Below are 15,577 nucleotides of genomic sequence, written 5' to 3' on the forward strand. Positions count from 1 at the left end.
GTCCGGCCGATGCCCCGCCGGGGTCCGCCGAGGTCCGGAACCGGACGGTATGCCCTCGGGACGCGCGCCATATGCGCCCGCGACGCGGTCCCGCGGGGAAACCCGGCAGCCGTGGGCTCCGCGGACCCGTACCCTTTTACGTTGTGCCGAATGCCAACAATGCCGCTCAGACCCCGCGGGCCCGCCACCAGGTCGCGCCCGTCGCCGAGGAACTCGGCCACCGATTCCGCGACGCCGGATTCCGGCTCGCCCTCGTCGGCGGCTCCGTCCGGGACACCCTGCTGGGCAGGCTCGGCAACGACCTCGACTTCACCACCGACGCCCGCCCCGAGCAGGTGCTGAAGATCCTGCGGTCGTGGGCGGACTCGGTGTGGGAGGTCGGCATCGCCTTCGGCACGGTCGGCGCGATGAAGGACAGCTTCCAGATCGAGGTGACGACGTACCGCTCCGAGGCGTACGACCGGACCTCGCGCAAGCCGGAGGTGTCCTACGGCGACACCATCGAGGACGACCTGGTCCGCCGGGACTTCACCGTGAACGCGATGGCGGTCGCGCTCCCCGAGGGCGACTTCGTCGATCCGTACGGCGGCCTGGACGATCTGGCGGCGCGGCGGCTGCGTACGCCCGGCACCCCGGAGTCGTCGTTCTCCGACGACCCGCTGCGGATGCTGCGGGCCGCCCGCTTCGCCGCGCAGCTCGACTTCGAGGTCGCGCCCGAGGTGGTCGCCGCGATGTCGGCGATGGCCGACCGGATCGGCATCGTCTCCGCCGAGCGGATCAGGGACGAGCTGAACAAGCTGATCCTGTCCGACCACCCGCGCAAGGGGCTGCGGCTGCTGGTCGACACCGGGCTGGCCGATCTCGTGCTGCCCGAGCTGTCCGCGCTGCGTCTGGAGCGCGACGAGCACTTCCGGCACAAGGATGTCTACGAGCACTCGCTGACCGTGCTGGAGCAGGCGATCGACCTGGAGACCGACGGGCCGGACCTCGTCCTGCGGCTGGCCGCGCTGCTCCACGACATCGGCAAGCCGAAGACGCGCCGCTTCGAGACCGACGGCCGGGTCTCCTTCCACCACCACGAGATGGTGGGCGCGAAGCTGACCAAGGCCCGGCTGACCCAGCTCAAGTACCCCAACGATCTGGTGAAGGACGTCTCCCGGCTGGTCGAGCTGCACCTGCGCTTCCACGGATACGGCAGCGGCGAGTGGACCGACTCGGCCGTACGCCGCTACGTCCGCGACGCGGGCCCGCAGCTCTCCCGGCTGCACAAGCTGACCCGTTCGGACTGCACGACCCGCAACAAGCGCAAGGCAGCCGCCCTGTCCCGCACCTACGACGCCCTGGAAGCGCGCATCGCCGAACTCCAGGAGCGCGAGGAGCTGGACGCGATCCGGCCCGACCTCGACGGCAACCAGATCATGTCGATCCTGGGCGTCCCCCCCGGCCCCCTGGTCGGCAAGGCGTACCAGCACATGCTGGAACTCCGGCTGGAGAACGGCCCGATGACCGAGGACGAGGCGATCGCCGCGCTCAAGACGTGGTGGTCCGAGCAGCAGTGAGAACGGCGGCGTGAAACGGCGGAGGGGCGATGTTCCACGTGGAACATCGCCCCTCCGCCGTCTCGCCGAACGCGATGTTCCACGTGGAACATCGGCGTCAGCTCAAAGGCATCGGCATGGCGCCATCAGCTCAAGGACGTCAGCTCAAGGACGTCAGCCCACGCGCGTCAGGCAGAGCGCGTAGTCGCCGCCGCGCCCCGAGTGGTCGTACTCGGCGTCGCCGTTGGAGCAGGCGTCTCTGTAGTGCTTGCCGCCGTGCCGCTCCACGACGCGGTACGCGGCCGAGCCCGACGTGCAGTCGACGACCTTCAGGGTCGGGTCGGAGTCGGAGCCGCTCTTGCTGACGCAGTCACCGGCGGACGCCGAATTCGCGTCGTTGCCGCCCATCGCGACTCCCGCGACGATGAGGGCGAGCACCAGCAGCGGCGCCAGCATGACGTACGCGCCGCCGCGCAGGAAGATCGGCTTGCCCGGGTTCATGGGCGGTCCGAAGCCGCCGTTGGGCGCGGGCAGCTTGTTGAACTTGCCGCGCGGCCCGAGGTTGATCAGCACCGTGATCGGCGTGATGACGAACGAGGCGATGCTCCACCAGCCCTGCCACAGCGTCTTGGTGGTCATCTCCCGGTGCGTGGCTATCCCGCAGGTGCGGCAGTAGTTCGCCCGTCGCTTCAGGAAGCGCATGATGATCAGGAAGCCCTGGTGGCCGCGGACCGTGGCCTGCACGGCGGGGAAGCCCCCGCAGAAGGTGCACGCCGGGCCGCCGTCCGGCGCCGTCTGCGGCCCGGTCTGCGGGTAGCCGAACGGCTGCTGCCCCTGGCCCTGCGGCGGCCCGTACGGGTTCTGGCCCGGCTGGCCCTGCCCGTACGGATTCTGCCCGTACGGATTCTGGCCGTAGGGGTTCTGGCCGTACGGGTTCTGTCCCTGCTGCGGAGGCGCGGGCGGAGGCGGTGCTGTCTGCTGTGCGTACGGCTGGCCGTAGGGATTGCGGCCAGGAGGTGGCGGAGTAGCCACGGTTTCCCCCATGTGTGGTGTGCGTCCCGGCGCGACGCCGGGGTCAGGAGCGGAGTCGGGTCATCGTGGCGGCCACCCCGGCGTAGAGCAGGGCGAGGACGGTGATCAGCGCTGGGGAACGGCCGTCGGGCGGCAGCATCAGGGCGGAGACCGCCGCGGCGCCTACGAAGGCGACGTTGAAGGCGACATCGTAGAGGGAGAAGACGCGCCCGCGGTAGGAGTCCTGGACGTCGGTCTGCACCACGGTGTCGGTGGCGATCTTCGCGCCCTGCATGGTGAAGCCCAGCACGAAGGCCGCGACCATCATCGGTCCGACGGCGAACGGGAGCGCCAGCGGGAGCAGCAGCACGGCGGACGCGGCGGCGCACACGGTGATCCAGCCGCCGGTGCCGAAGCGGCCGGTGGCCCACGGGGTGAAGACCGCCGCGGTGAAGAATCCGGCCGCGGACAGGCCGACCGCCAGGCCGAGCAGGGCGAGACCGGCGTCGGTGTCCGAGGGGTCGGACCAGGTGTAGCGGCTGAGCATCAGCAAGGTGACGGTCAGGGCGCCGTAACAGAAGCGCATCGCCGTCACCGCGCCCATCGCCCGCCGCGCCGCGGGCCGTTGGCGCAGATGCCGCCACCCGTCGGCCAGGCCCTGCGCGGTGCCCGCGAGCGCCGTGCGCAGCCGCTGCCGTACCTCGCAGGGATCGGGCCCGAGCCGGTCGCGGCCCAGCGTCAGCGCGGACAGCCCCGCCACCAGATAGACGCCCGCGCCGAGCAGCACGGTCGCCGCGTTGGCCCCGGCGCCCTCGGGCAGGAAGAGGTGCACGACGAAGGCGACGCCGCCGCCCGCGGTCGCCGCGAGCGTCCCGGCCGTCGGGGACAGGGAGTTGGCGATCACCAGCCGCTCGGCGTCCACGACCCGCGGCAGCGCGGCGGACAGCCCCGCGAGCACGAAGCGGTTGACGGCGGTGACCGACAGGGCGGAGAGATAGAACAGCCAGTCCGGCACGTGCAGCAGGATCAGCGCGGCCGTCCCGCAGGACAGCACCGCCCGCAGCAGATTGCAGGAGAGCAGCACCTGCCTGCGCCGCCAGCGGTCAAGCAGCACGCCGGTGAACGGGCCGAGCAGCGAGTACGGCAGCAGCAGTACGGCCATGGCGGAGGCGATGGCGCCGGGCGAGGTCTGTTTCTCGGGCGAGAAGACGACATAGGCGGCCAGCGCGACCTGGAAGACGCCGTCGGAGAATTGGGACAGCAGGCGCACCGCGAGCAGCCGCCGGAAGCCCGACAGCCGCAGCAGCACGCGAAGATCGCGCACAACAGCCATGGTCACAGCCTCACATGACGCGGAAGGCCCCGGGCACGCGACCCGGGGCCTTTCCTTGGTACTGCGGTGGTGCCGTCCTGCGGCGGTGCGGTCCTGCGGTGACGCTGTGGCACCGTGCCGCCGGACGCGGCGTTGTCCGGCTCAGCCGGTCAGCGCTCGACCTCGCCGCGGATGAACTTCTCCACGTTGTCGCGGGCCTCGTCGTCGAAGTACTGCACCGGCGGGGACTTCATGAAGTACGAGGACGCCGACAGGATCGGGCCGCCGATACCGCGGTCCTTGGCGATCTTCGCCGCGCGCAGCGCGTCGATGATGACACCGGCGGAGTTCGGGGAGTCCCAGACCTCCAGCTTGTACTCCAGGTTCAGCGGGACGTCACCGAAGGCGCGGCCCTCGAGGCGGACGTACGCCCACTTGCGGTCGTCCAGCCACTGCACGTAGTCCGACGGGCCGATGTGGACGTTCTTGGCGCCCAGCTCACGGTCCACGATCTGCGAGGTGACGGCCTGCGTCTTGGAGATCTTCTTGGACTCCAGGCGCTCGCGCTCGAGCATGTTCTTGAAGTCCATGTTGCCGCCCACGTTGAGCTGCATGGTGCGCTCCAGCAGGACACCGCGGTCCTCGAAGAGCTTCGCCATCACGCGGTGCGTGATGGTGGCGCCCACCTGGGACTTGATGTCGTCACCGACGATCGGCACACCGGCCTCGGTGAACTTGTCCGCCCACTCCTTGGTGCCGGCGATGAAGACCGGGAGGGCGTTGACGAAGGCGACCTTCGCGTCGATGGCGCACTGCGCGTAGTACTTGGCCGCGACCTCGGAGCCGACGGGCAGGTAGCAGACGAGGACGTCGACCTGGCGGTCCTTGAGGATCTGGACGATGTCGACCGGGGCCTCGGTGGACTCCTCGATCGTCTCCCGGTAGTACTTGCCGAGACCGTCGTTGGTGTGGCCGCGCTGGACGGTCACACCGCTCTGCGGGACGTCGCAGATCTTGATCGTGTTGTTCTCGCTGGCCCCGATGGCGTCCGCGAGGTCGAGGCCGACCTTCTTCGCGTCGACATCGAAGGCGGCCACGAACTCGACGTCACGTACGTGGTAGTCGCCGAACTGCACGTGCATGAGACCAGGCACCTTGCTGTCCGGGTCGGCGTCCTTGTAGTACTCGACACCCTGCACCAGCGACGCGGCGCAGTTGCCTACGCCAACGATGGCTACGCGAACCGAACCCATACCGGTTGCTCCCTGTGTAATCGTCACGCGGTTCCCCGGTTTTCGGGTCGGCCGCCGTTCTCTTGGTTGTTGTCGTGTGTGTCCTGCTCGGAGTCCGGGCGCGTGGTGCTGCGTCCGGCCCGCTCGGTCTCGATCAGCTCATTGAGCCAGCGGACCTCGCGCTCCACCGATTCCATGCCGTGCCGCTGAAGCTCGAGCGTGTAGTCGTCGAGCCGTTCGCGGGTGCGCACGAGTGAGGCGCGCATCTTCTCCAGCCGTTCCTCGAGGCGGCTGCGCCGCCCCTCGAGGACCCGCATCCTGACGTCCTTCGACGTCTGCCCGAAGAAGGCGAAGCGAGCGGCGAAGTGCTCGTCCTCCCAGGCGTCCGGGCCGGAGTGGGCGAGCAGCTCCTCGAAGTGCTCCTTGCCCGCGGCCGTCAGCCGGTAGACGATCTTCGCCCGGCGGCCGGCGAGGGGTGTCGCGGGCGGATCGCTGTCCACCACCGACTCCTCGATCAGCCACCCCTGAGTGACCAGCGTCTTCAGGCAGGGATAAAGACTGCCGTAGCTGAAGGCGCGGAACACCCCGAGCGAGGTGTTGAGCCGCTTGCGCAGCTCGTAGCCGTGCATAGGGGACTCGCGCAGCAGACCGAGAACCGCGAATTCGAGGATTCCGGAGCGCTTGCTCAATCCCTCGTCCCCTCGTTCCGGCCGGTCGCCGCTGTCCCGTACTGTGTGCCGACCCGATGCCTCCGCACGATGCATCGGAGCGATGTGTCGGTGCGATGTATCGAGTCGATACATCGGGACGATAGAACGGTTCGACACATCATGCAAGGCGGTCCGCGGTGACCGCCGTCACAGCGGGTGTCACAACATGAAACCTGTGAGGCGTCAACCGTCCGTTATGTGATGAACGCTCGCATCGTGCGTCTTTTGACCGTGCGTACTCTGTTCGCCATGCAGAGCACCGGGAACCCTGGGACGTCGGCGTGCGTCTTGGTCCTGGGTGCAGTGCGGCCTGACACAGCCGCACTCAGGGGGACAGACCGGAATGTCATCGATGCCTGCAGGCGATCCCGCCTGTCGAGGAGTAGCTGTTCATGAGCGAGCACCGTCGCAAGCCGCCGCAGTCGCCCTCCGGCGGCCGTGCTGCCGCCAGGCGCGGGGGACAGCAGCCGACGCCCCCTGCGTCAGGCGGCCGACGCGCGGCCGGCGGCCCCCCCGCCGGGTCCCCTAGCGGTATGCCCAGTGGCGGTACGCCGCCCGGCGGTACCCCGGGCGCCGTACCCGGCCGTCCCCCCGGCCCTCCCGGCGGCGTGCCCAGCGGTTCCCCTTCCGGCACCGGCGGCCCCGGTGTCCCCTATGAAGGACGCGCCGCGGCCCGCCGCGCCGCCCAGGGACGCGGCGGTGGCGGCAACGGCAACGGCGGCGGTCGCCGCAGAGGCACCGGCGGCCCCGGTGAGCCCGGCGGCCCCGCGGGCCGGGGAGGCCGCAGGCCCGCCAAGAAGCGCTTCATCGACTACCCGCGCTTCGGCAAGGAGGGCTGGCGGCACTGGGTGCCCTCCTGGCGCCAGGTCACCGCGCTGTGCATCGGCTTCGTCGGCACCTTGGTCGGCATCGCGGGCATCGCGTACGCCATGGTCGACATCCCCGACGAGAACAAGGCGGCCGTCGCCCAGAACAACGTCTACTACTGGGCCGACGGCACCCGCATGGTCGCCACCGGCGGTGACTTCAACCGGCAGAACATCACGTACGACCAGATCCCCAAGGCCATGCGCTACGCGGTGATCTCGGCCGAGAACAAGACCTTCGAGACCGACTCCGGTGTCGACCCGATGGGCATCACCCGCGCGCTGTTCAACATGGCCAAGGGCGGCGAGACGCAGGGCGGCTCGACCATCACCCAGCAGTACGTGAAGAACTCGATGCTCGACCAGTCGCAGACGGTCAGCCGGAAGTTCAAAGAGCTGTTCATCTCCATAAAGGTCGGCGCGAAGGTCGGCAAGAACGACATCATCACCGGCTACCTGAACACCTCGTACTTCGGCCGCGGCGCCTACGGTCTCCAGGCCGCCGCGCAGACGTACTACGGCGTGGACGCGGTCAAGCTCAACCCCAGCCAGTGCGCCTTCCTGGCGGCGTTGCTCAAGGGCCCGACGTACTACGACCCGATAGGCGCCACCAACATCGACACGTCGGCCACCGCCGAGGCCAACACCAAGCGCTCCACGCAGCGCTGGGCCTGGATCCTCGACCAGGAGGTCAAGTACGGCCACATGACGGCGACCGAGCGCGCCAAGTACACCAAGTACCCGATGCCCCAAGGGCTGAAGGTGCAGGCGGGCATGAGCGGTCAGATCAGCTACCTGGTCGACACGGTGAACAACTACGTCACCACGCACTCCTCGCCGAAGATCACCCAGAAGGACCTTGACCTGGGCGGATACCAGATCTACACGACCTTCGACAAGGACAAGGTCAACGCCCTGAAGAAGTCCGTCGAGGCGGTCCGCAAGGCGAACATCAAGCCCGGCGGCTCGCACAAGTACCTGGGCGACGACCCCGACTACAAGGGCACGGACGCGGACAGCAACGTGCAGTTCGGCGCCGCCTCCGTGGTGCCGGGCGACGGCAAGATCGTGGCCATCTACGGCGGCGAGGGCTACGAGCACAACGAGTTCAACAACAACGCCAACACCGCCGGTGTGCCGGTCGGCTCGACCTTCAAGCCGTTCGTGCTCGCCGCGGCCATGATCTACGGCACCAACCACAGCGACGGCAAGCCCATCACGCCGGACAGCAAGTACAACGCCAACGACCTGCTGGTGATCAAGGACCACGACGGCAATGTGGTCCTCGACAAGGAGAACAAGCCGTTCCGGCAGAAGAACGAGGACTCGATCAAGCACGGCTACGTCACGCTGACCAAGGCCATGCAGAACTCGATCAACACCCCGTTCGTCCAGCTCGGCGAGGACGTCGGCCTGCCCAAGGTCAAGGCGACGGCGGAGAGCGTGGGCCTGCTCGACGAGAGCATGGCCACCATGGTGCCGTCGTTCTCGATCGGTACGTCCACGCCCAGCGCGATCCGGATGGCCGACGCGTACGCCACCTTCGCCAAATCCGGCGTGCAGGTGGACCCGTACTCGGTCACCAAGGTGATCCACAACGGTGACCAGATCAACGGCTTCTCGCGGCCCAAGCCCAAGCAGGCGCTGCGGGACAACATCGCCAACAACGTCACCAAGGTCCTGCAGAACGTGGTCGAGAACGGCACCGGAACCAAGGCCAAGGCCCTGGGCCGTACCGCGGCGGGCAAGACCGGTACCACCGACAGCCCCGGCGGCACCCGGTCCGCGTGGTTCGTCGGCTACACCCAGCAGCTCTCCACGTCCGTGGTGATGTTCCGCCAGGACACCAAGGCCAAGAAGCTGCTGCCGATGTCCGGCACCGGCGGCAACTCCTCCATCCACGGTGGTGACCTGCCGGCCACCATCTGGACCGACTACATGAAGGCCGCCCTCGGCAACTCCGAGGACCCCGGCTTCCCGGACGCCAGCAAGATCGGCGAACCGCAGAACGAGCCCGGCGCCCCGTCCCCGACGCCGTCCATGACGACGCCGCCGCCGAGCCCGACCGACACCGCGACCACTCCGCCGCCCACCACGACGACGCCGCCGACCACCCCGCCGACGACGCCGCCCACGACGCCGCCGACCACGCCGAGCGGCCCGTGCCTGCCGTGGGACCAGACCTGCAACACGCCGACGCCGAGCGACACCCCGACCACGTCGGGCAGCACCGGAGGACCGGGCGGCGGCGGAGGCAACAGCGGCGGAACATCCACCCGCAAACCCGGCGACGGAGGATGACGGACGGCGGCTGACGGGGGACTGCGACCGTCGCCGACAGCAGACAGCGACGGTTGGTGTCCCCGGGGACTCTCGCTCACACAGACCGGTACGGCAGGATGTTCGCCATGACGAGCGTGCGCGACCGCGAAGAGGCCGACCGGCGAGAGCTCCCCGTGCGACCCTCCGACGAGGACCCGGTCGCCGCGGCCGGCAGTGAGTTCCTGGGCGGGCCCACCGGACGGTGGGCCCGCTCCGGCGGTTACCGCTGGTGGAACCCGGTCCGCGTGATGGTGCTCGTCGTCATCGGAATGTTCGCCCTCGGCATGGCGCAGAAAGCGTCCTGCTACTCCGGCGGCTGGTTCCAGGGCGGCTCCCCGCAGTACATCCACGCCTGCTACTCCGACATCCCGCACCTGTACTCGCAGCGCGGCTTCGCCACCGACCTGGTCCCGTACTTCGACCGCATCCCGGACTCGGTCTCCGGCAGCGGCTTCCACTACCTCGAGTACCCGGTGCTCACCGGCCTGTTCATGGAGGTCGCCTCCTGGCTGACCCCGCACGGCGGCGACCTCCAGCACCGCGCGCAGATCTACTGGATCGTGAACTCCGCGATGCTGATGATCTGCGCGGTCGTCCTCGTCACGTGCGTGGCGCGCACCCAGCGGCGGCGCCCCTGGGACGGCCTGCTCATCGCCCTGTCCCCCGCGCTCGCGCTCACCGCGACCATCAACTGGGACCTGTTCGCCGTCGCCCTGACCGCCGTCGGCATGCTGCTGTGGGCCCGCAGCCGACCGCTGGCCGCGGGCATCCTGATCGGCCTGGCCACCGCGGCCAAGCTCTACCCCGTCCTGCTGCTGCTCGCGCTGTTCCTGCTGTGCCTGCGCGCCGGGCGGCTACGGGCCTTCGGCACGGCGCTCGGCGGCGCCGTCCTGTCCTGGCTGGTGGTCAACGGCCCGGTGATCCTGCTCGCCCGGCACGGCTGGTCGGAGTTCTACAGCTTCAGCCGCACCCGCGGCGTCGACTACGGCTCGCTGTGGCTGATCGTCATGCAGCGCACCGGCAACCCGCTGACCGGCGTGAGCGCGTACGTGGCCGCCCTGATGCTGCTGCTGTGCGCCGGGATCGCCGCCCTCGCGCTGTACGCCCCGCGCCGCCCGCGCTTCGCACAGCTCGCCTTCCTGCTGGTGGCCGCGCTGGTGATCAGCAACAAGGTCTACTCGCCGCAGTACGTGCTGTGGCTGCTCCCGCTCGCCGTGCTCGCCCGCCCGCGCTGGCGCGACCTGCTGATCTGGCAGGGCGCCGAGGTGCTGTACTTCATCGGCATCTGGATGCAGCTCGCGTACGTCACCGGCGGCACCAAGCACCACGGTCTGTCCGCCGACGGCTACCACCTCGCCATCGCCGTGCACCTGCTCGGCACGCTCTACCTGTGCGGCATGGTCATCCGCGACATCCTCCTGCCGCAGCACGACGTACTGCGGCAGGACGGCGACGACGACCCCTCGGGCGGAATCCTGGACGGCGCGGAGGACGTGTTCGTGCTCGGCGCCGTCCACCACGAGCCGCGGCACGCGGCGCCCTTCGCCGGACAGCGGGTCGAGTGGGGCACCACGATGCCGACGGACTCCGCGCCCACGACGACTTCGCCCGCGGTGGACGAGAAGGACTAGACGACTGGAGAAGCCAGCCCAGCAGAGAAGGGCGCGACAGGCGTCCTACGACGGGTGGCGGTCCACGACCCGGTCGAACTGGGTCGTGGTGTGCCGCAGGTGCGCCACCAGCTCGTCGCCCACCGCGGGCGGCGCCACGTCACCCGGCAGGAACAGGATCGACACCTGCATGTGCGGCGGCTCCGCGAACCAGCGCTGCTTGCCCGCCCACACGAACGGCGACAGATTGCGGTTGACGGTCGCCAGGCCCGCCCGCGCGACCCCCTTGGCCCGCGGCATCAGACCGTGCAGCGCCTTCGGCGCCTCCAGGCCCACACCGTGCGAGGTGCCGCCCGCCACGACCACCAGATGGCCGTCGGCGGCCGACTTCTCCTGCCGGTAGCCGTACCGGTCGCCCTTGACGATCCGCGTGACGTCGAGCACCGCGCCGCGGTACTCCGTCGCGTCGTGGTCGCCGAGCCACATCAGGGTGCCGATCCGCGCCCGGAACCTGGTCTGCGGGAACTGCTGCCTGAGCTGCGCCAGTTCGGTCGCCTTGAGGTGGCTGACGAACATCGTGTGCAGCGGCAGCCGGGCCGCCCGCAGCCGCTCCATCCAGGCGAAGACCTCCTCGACCGCGTCCGTACCGTCGGTGCGGTCCAGCGGCAGGTGGATCGCGAAACCCTCCAGGCGTACGTCGTCTATCGCCGTGTGCAGCTTGACCAGGTCGTCCTCGGCCACGCCGTGCCGGCGCATGCTGCTCATCACCTCGATGACCACCCGCGCGCCGACCAGACCGCGCACACCCTCCACCGAGGACACCGAGCGGATCGCCCGGTCCGGCAGCGGTACCGGCTCCTCGCCCAGCCGGTACGGGGTCAGCACCAGCAGGTCGCCGCTGAAGTAGTCCTTGATCCGGGCGGCCTCGTACGTCGTGCCGACGGCGAGCATGTCGGCGCGCAGCCGGGTCGCCTCGTCGGCGAGGCGCTCATGGCCGAAGCCGTACCCGTTCCCCTTGCATACCGGCACGATGCCGGGGAACTGGTCCACCACGGACTGGTGGTGTGCACGCCAGCGTGCGGTGTCGACGTACAGGGTGAGGGCCATGGCCTGGTCGGGACCTTTCCTTGAGCGAGCCTTCGGCGGGCCGCGCGCGGGCCTTGTCGTGGCCCATGCGCGGGCCCGGGGTCAGCGACGCGACATGTAGATGTCGAGCGCCTTGTGGAGCAGCTTGTTGAGCGGGAAATCCCACTCGCCCAAGTATTCGGCAGCCTGCCCGCCCGTGCCCACCTTGAACTGAATCAGACCGAACAAATGGTCGTTCTCGTCCAGGGAATCGCTGATTCCGCGCAGATCGTAGACGCTGGCGCCCATCGCGTACGCGTCCCGCAGCATCCGCCACTGCATCGCGTTGGACGGGCGCACCTCACGCTTGTGGTTCGCCGAGGCGCCGTAGGAGTACCAGACGTGCCGGCCGACGGTCAGCATCGTCGCCGCGGCGACCGCCTCGCCCTCGTGCACCGCCAGGTAGAGCCGCATGCGGTTGGGGTCCTCGGCGTTCAGCGAGGTCCACATCCGCTGGAAGTACGACAGCGGGCGCGGCCTGAAGTGGTCGCGCTCGGCCGTCACCTCGTAGAGCTTCTGCCAGGTCGGCAGGTCGTCGTAGCCGGCCTGGACCACCTCGACACCGGCCTTCTCGGCCTTCTTGATGTTGCGCCGCCAGAGCTGGTTGAAGCCCTTGAGGATGTCGTCCAGCGAACGGTTCTCCAGCGGGACCTGGTACACGTACCGCGGCTGTACGTCGCCGAAGCCCGCGCCGCCGTCCTCGCCCTGCTGCCACCCCATCCGGCGCAGCTTGTCCGCGACCTCGAAGGCGCGCGGTTCGATGAAGTCGGCCTCCACGTCGCGCAGCCGCTTGACGTCCTGGTCGGCGATGCCGGTCTTGATGGTGTTCGCCTCCCACCGGCGGATGATCACCGGCGGGCCCATCTTCACGGTGAAGGCGCCCTGCTGCTTGAGGTGGGCGAGCATCGGCTTCAGCCACTCGTCCAGGTTGGGCGCGTACCAGTTGATGACCGGGCCCTCGGGCAGATACGCCAGGTACCGCTTGACCTTCGGGATCTGCCGGTAGAGCACCAGACCGGCGCCGACGATCTGGCCGGTCCTGTCGTCGATCCAGCCGAGATTCTCCGACCGCCACTCCGACTTCACATCAGCCCATGCCGGGACCTGGCAGTGGCTTGCCGAGGGCAGGCTCTGGATGTACGCCAGATGCTGCTCGCGGCTGATGGTCCTCAGGGTCAGGCTCATGCGGGGCGCTCCCCAAACTCACGACGAACTTCACGACTGCGGGCTGGAATGCTCACTACTTGCTTGTGGTGGGTTTCCGGTGCTGTTTTCTGGCCCGAAGCCTACTGCGCGGGGGAAGCGCCCTCGCTACTGCTCGCCGGTGCTGTCGGCGACTGCCGGCCGTCGCTACCAGAGCCCGCCGAACAGCCCGCCGTGCGCGACACCGATGTAGAAGCCGACCGCCGCCATGCCGAGGCCGATGACGAGAGCGAACCGCTCCGCCGTGGTCGCCGAGATGAACTGGCCGTAGCCCCCGGTGAGGATGCCGACCAGACCGGTCCAGGAACTGAGCAGATGCAGGCTGTTGAAGGCCGAGGAGATGATCGCGATCGCGCCGAGGACGACGGTCACCGCGACCAGCGTGTTCTCCAGCGGGTGCGGCCGGCCGTCGGTGTTGAAGGTGAGGTGGTGGGTCCGTTCCGCGTGCTGTGCCATGGGGCACCTCCGTGACGGAGTAGATGTGTCCAGATTGGGGGCAAAAGGGGGCGGATTTCAACCCGGGGGACCTGTGCGGGTAGTCTGTACGGTCTGCACCGGTGTCTGTGCGTGGGCCGGGCCTCGCCCGACTCGGCGGAACGGTCCTCGGACCGATCCGCCGCTCGACTGTCTGTCACTCGACTGTCAGTGCCCCGCGCTACCGTTGCGACGCAGATACAAACCCTCCTGCCACGGAAACGCCGTGGCCGCCTGAGTCCAAAGGAGGTGGGTTCCCCTATGCGTCACTACGAGCTCATGCTCATTCTCGACCCCGATCTTGAGGAGCGCGCTGTCTCCCCGCTGATCGAGTCCTTCCTCGCCGTCGTCCGCAATGGTGGCGGCAGCGTGGAGAAGGTCGACACCTGGGGCCGTCGTCGCCTCTCCTACGAGATCAACAAGAAGCCCGAGGGCATCTACTCGGTCGTCGACCTCAAGGCCACGCCTGAGGTCGTCAAGGAGCTCGACCGTCAGCTCAACCTGAACGAGTCGGTTCTGCGGACCAAGGTCCTCCGCCCCGAACTGCACTGAGCTCTCCGCTCAGCGCACCGGGGCAGTAACCGAGTAGTAGCCAGCAGTAGTCAGTAGCAGCAGCCAGAAGCAGTCAGCACACCGCCGAGAGGTCATCCCATGGCAGGCGAGACCGTCATCACGGTTGTCGGCAATCTTGTCGACGACCCCGAGCTGCGCTTCACCCCGTCGGGTGCGGCGGTCGCGAAGTTCCGAGTCGCGTCCACTCCGCGCACCTTCGACCGGCAGACCAACGAGTGGAAGGACGGCGAGAGCCTGTTCCTCACCTGCTCGGTCTGGCGGCAGGCGGCCGAGAACGTCGCCGAGTCGCTCCAGCGAGGCATGCGCGTCATCGTGCAGGGCCGGCTGAAGCAGCGGTCGTACGAGGACCGTGAGGGCGTCAAGCGGACGGTCTACGAACTGGACGTCGAAGAAGTCGGCGCCAGCCTGAAGAGCGCGACGGCCAAGGTCACCAAGACCAGCGGTGGCGGTCGTGGCGGTCAGCAGGGCGGCGGGTTCGGCGGAGGCGGCGGCCAGGGCGGCGGCGGCAACTGGGGCGGAAGCTCCGGTGGCGGCCAGCCCCAGGGCGGCGGCGGTGCTCCCGCCGACGACCCGTGGGCGACCAGCGCGCCGGCCGGCGGCGGCCAGGGCGGCGGTGGCGGTAACTGGGGCGGCGGCTCCGGTGCCGCTTCTTCCGGCGGCGGCTACTCGGACGAGCCGCCCTTCTAGGGCGGGCATCCTCACTTCTTGATCGCAAGATCGCATTAGGAGAATCACCATGGCGAAGCCGCCCCCGCGCAAGCCGAAGAAGAAGGTCTGCGCGTTCTGCAAGGACAAGACCGTGTACGTGGACTACAAGGACACGAACATGCTGCGGAAGTTCATTTCCGACCGCGGCAAGATCCGTGCCCGCCGCGTCACCGGCAACTGCACGCAGCACCAGCGTGACGTCGCCACGGCCGTGAAGAACAGCCGTGAGATGGCGCTGCTGCCCTACACGTCGACCGCTCGATAAGGAAAGGGTGACCTGAAGCATGTCGAAGATCATCCTTACCAACGAGGTCAGCGGCCTGGGTGCCGCGGGCGACATCGTCGACGTCAAGCCGGGCTACGCCCGCAACTACCTGATCCCGCGTGGCTTCGCCATCGCGTGGACCAAGGGTGGCGAGAAGGACGTCGAGCAGATCCGCCGTGCCCGCCGCATCCGCGAGATCCACTCGCTGGACGACGCGAACGCGGTCAAGGCGCAGCTCCAGGGCGTCAAGGTCCAGCTCAGCACCCGCGCCGGTGACACCGGCCGGCTGTTCGGCTCGATCACCCCGGCCGACATCGCCGCGGCGATCAAGACCGCCGGTGGTCCGGCCGTCGACAAGCGTCGTCTCGAGGTCGGTTCGCCGATCAAGACGCTGGGCGCGCACAAGGTGACGGTGCGGCTGCACCCCGAGGTCGAGGCCGTCCTCGACCTGGAGGTCGTGGCCGCGTAATCGCGACCGCCGTGTTCCACGTGGAACAGGGAGGGCCGGGCACCCCGATTACGGGGGTGCCCGGCCCTTCGTCGTTCCGGGGTTCCGGGGGCGGCGGGCGCTGTGAGGTCTGGCCGCTCGCTGTGAGGTGTGTCGGCGGGCGGGTCGGCGGGCGGCTCG

14 protein-coding genes are annotated in these 15,577 nt (G+C 69.0%); 7 read left to right on the top strand and 7 right to left on the bottom strand.

Annotated elements, in window-relative coordinates:
* The first annotated feature begins 143 nt into the window (after window positions 1–143).
* Window positions 144–1,559 carry a CCA tRNA nucleotidyltransferase gene (locus tag ACIO6U_RS11820; RefSeq protein WP_391158848.1) on the top strand — a complete coding sequence of 472 codons (1,416 nt, stop codon included), beginning with the start codon at window positions 144–146 and terminating at the stop codon, window positions 1,557–1,559.
* A 153-nt stretch (window positions 1,560–1,712) separates the two neighbouring features.
* Here the strand turns inward: ACIO6U_RS11820 and ACIO6U_RS11825 are convergent, their stop codons facing one another.
* From ACIO6U_RS11825 to ACIO6U_RS11840, 4 genes are all read right to left on the bottom strand, one after another.
* Window positions 1,713–2,570, bottom strand: coding sequence for a hypothetical protein (locus ACIO6U_RS11825; protein ID WP_355336656.1), 858 nt, complete (start codon window positions 2,568–2,570; stop codon window positions 1,713–1,715).
* Between the two features lie 43 nt (window positions 2,571–2,613).
* On the bottom strand, window positions 2,614–3,882 hold the full coding sequence (locus tag ACIO6U_RS11830; protein ID WP_401717879.1) for an MFS transporter: 1,269 nt from the start codon (window positions 3,880–3,882) through the stop codon (window positions 2,614–2,616).
* A gap of 149 nt (window positions 3,883–4,031) precedes the next feature.
* On the bottom strand, window positions 4,032–5,114 hold the full coding sequence (locus tag ACIO6U_RS11835) for an inositol-3-phosphate synthase (protein WP_355336654.1): 1,083 nt from the start codon (window positions 5,112–5,114) through the stop codon (window positions 4,032–4,034).
* Between the two features lie 23 nt (window positions 5,115–5,137).
* Window positions 5,138–5,782: a PadR family transcriptional regulator gene (locus tag ACIO6U_RS11840; RefSeq protein WP_355336653.1), complete on the bottom strand. Its 645-nt coding sequence runs from the start codon at window positions 5,780–5,782 to the stop codon at window positions 5,138–5,140.
* 413 nt (window positions 5,783–6,195) lie between these two features.
* Between ACIO6U_RS11840 and ACIO6U_RS11845 the strand changes: the two genes are divergently transcribed.
* Both ACIO6U_RS11845 and ACIO6U_RS11850 read left to right on the top strand, forming a co-directional pair.
* Window positions 6,196–8,970 carry a transglycosylase domain-containing protein gene (locus ACIO6U_RS11845; protein ID WP_401717882.1) on the top strand — a complete coding sequence of 925 codons (2,775 nt, stop codon included), beginning with the start codon at window positions 6,196–6,198 and terminating at the stop codon, window positions 8,968–8,970.
* A 107-nt stretch (window positions 8,971–9,077) separates the two neighbouring features.
* A complete protein-coding gene (locus tag ACIO6U_RS11850) occupies window positions 9,078–10,622 on the top strand; it encodes a glycosyltransferase family 87 protein (RefSeq protein WP_401717885.1) in 1,545 nt (514 codons plus the stop codon).
* 45 nt (window positions 10,623–10,667) lie between these two features.
* Here ACIO6U_RS11850 and ACIO6U_RS11855 read toward each other — a convergent pair whose 3' ends face one another.
* The 3 genes from ACIO6U_RS11855 to ACIO6U_RS11865 form a co-directional block, all read right to left on the bottom strand.
* Window positions 10,668–11,708, bottom strand: a complete 1,041-nt coding sequence (locus ACIO6U_RS11855) for an alanine racemase (RefSeq protein WP_355336651.1) — start codon at window positions 11,706–11,708, stop codon at window positions 10,668–10,670.
* An 81-nt stretch (window positions 11,709–11,789) separates the two neighbouring features.
* Window positions 11,790–12,911, bottom strand: coding sequence for a peptidoglycan bridge formation glycyltransferase FemA/FemB family protein (locus ACIO6U_RS11860; protein WP_355336650.1), 1,122 nt, complete (start codon window positions 12,909–12,911; stop codon window positions 11,790–11,792).
* 165 nt (window positions 12,912–13,076) lie between these two features.
* Window positions 13,077–13,385, bottom strand: coding sequence for a hypothetical protein (locus ACIO6U_RS11865; RefSeq protein WP_355336649.1), 309 nt, complete (start codon window positions 13,383–13,385; stop codon window positions 13,077–13,079).
* 279 nt (window positions 13,386–13,664) lie between these two features.
* Here ACIO6U_RS11865 and rpsF point away from each other — a divergent pair, with 279 nt between their 5' ends.
* The 4 genes from rpsF (at window position 13,665) to rplI (ending at window position 15,418) form a co-directional block, all read left to right on the top strand.
* The gene (gene rpsF, locus ACIO6U_RS11870; RefSeq protein ID WP_093711983.1) at window positions 13,665–13,955 is read left to right on the top strand and encodes a 30S ribosomal protein S6; all 291 of its coding nucleotides are present in this window, start codon (window positions 13,665–13,667) and stop codon (window positions 13,953–13,955) included.
* Window positions 13,956–14,054: 99 nt separating this feature from the next.
* Window positions 14,055–14,663: a single-stranded DNA-binding protein gene (locus tag ACIO6U_RS11875; RefSeq protein ID WP_355336648.1), complete on the top strand. Its 609-nt coding sequence runs from the start codon at window positions 14,055–14,057 to the stop codon at window positions 14,661–14,663.
* Between the two features lie 49 nt (window positions 14,664–14,712).
* Window positions 14,713–14,949 (top strand): 30S ribosomal protein S18, encoded by a 237-nt coding sequence (gene rpsR / locus ACIO6U_RS11880; RefSeq protein WP_031512678.1) that lies wholly within the window; start codon window positions 14,713–14,715, stop codon window positions 14,947–14,949.
* A gap of 19 nt (window positions 14,950–14,968) precedes the next feature.
* Window positions 14,969–15,418 carry a 50S ribosomal protein L9 gene (rplI, locus tag ACIO6U_RS11885; protein ID WP_355336647.1) on the top strand — a complete coding sequence of 150 codons (450 nt, stop codon included), beginning with the start codon at window positions 14,969–14,971 and terminating at the stop codon, window positions 15,416–15,418.
* The last annotated feature ends 159 nt before the right edge of the window (window positions 15,419–15,577 follow it).

The organism is Streptomyces sp. NPDC087422 (assembly GCF_044744145.1).
In the GTDB taxonomy this organism is placed as follows: Bacteria; Actinomycetota; Actinomycetes; order Streptomycetales; family Streptomycetaceae; genus Actinacidiphila.

Coding starts and splice junctions, on each gene's coding strand:
- ACIO6U_RS11865 (WP_355336649.1), bottom strand. CDS start 13,385: ATGGCACAGCACGCGGAACGGACCCACCACCTCACCTTCAACACCGAC.
- ACIO6U_RS11855 (WP_355336651.1), bottom strand. CDS start 11,708: ATGGCCCTCACCCTGTACGTCGACACCGCACGCTGGCGTGCACACCAC.
- rpsR (WP_031512678.1), top strand. CDS start 14,713: ATGGCGAAGCCGCCCCCGCGCAAGCCGAAGAAGAAGGTCTGCGCGTTC.
- ACIO6U_RS11835 (WP_355336654.1), bottom strand. CDS start 5,114: ATGGGTTCGGTTCGCGTAGCCATCGTTGGCGTAGGCAACTGCGCCGCG.
- rplI (WP_355336647.1), top strand. CDS start 14,969: ATGTCGAAGATCATCCTTACCAACGAGGTCAGCGGCCTGGGTGCCGCG.
- ACIO6U_RS11845 (WP_401717882.1), top strand. CDS start 6,196: ATGAGCGAGCACCGTCGCAAGCCGCCGCAGTCGCCCTCCGGCGGCCGT.
- rpsF (WP_093711983.1), top strand. CDS start 13,665: ATGCGTCACTACGAGCTCATGCTCATTCTCGACCCCGATCTTGAGGAG.
- ACIO6U_RS11860 (WP_355336650.1), bottom strand. CDS start 12,911: ATGAGCCTGACCCTGAGGACCATCAGCCGCGAGCAGCATCTGGCGTAC.
- ACIO6U_RS11830 (WP_401717879.1), bottom strand. CDS start 3,882: ATGGCTGTTGTGCGCGATCTTCGCGTGCTGCTGCGGCTGTCGGGCTTC.
- ACIO6U_RS11850 (WP_401717885.1), top strand. CDS start 9,078: ATGACGAGCGTGCGCGACCGCGAAGAGGCCGACCGGCGAGAGCTCCCC.
- ACIO6U_RS11875 (WP_355336648.1), top strand. CDS start 14,055: ATGGCAGGCGAGACCGTCATCACGGTTGTCGGCAATCTTGTCGACGAC.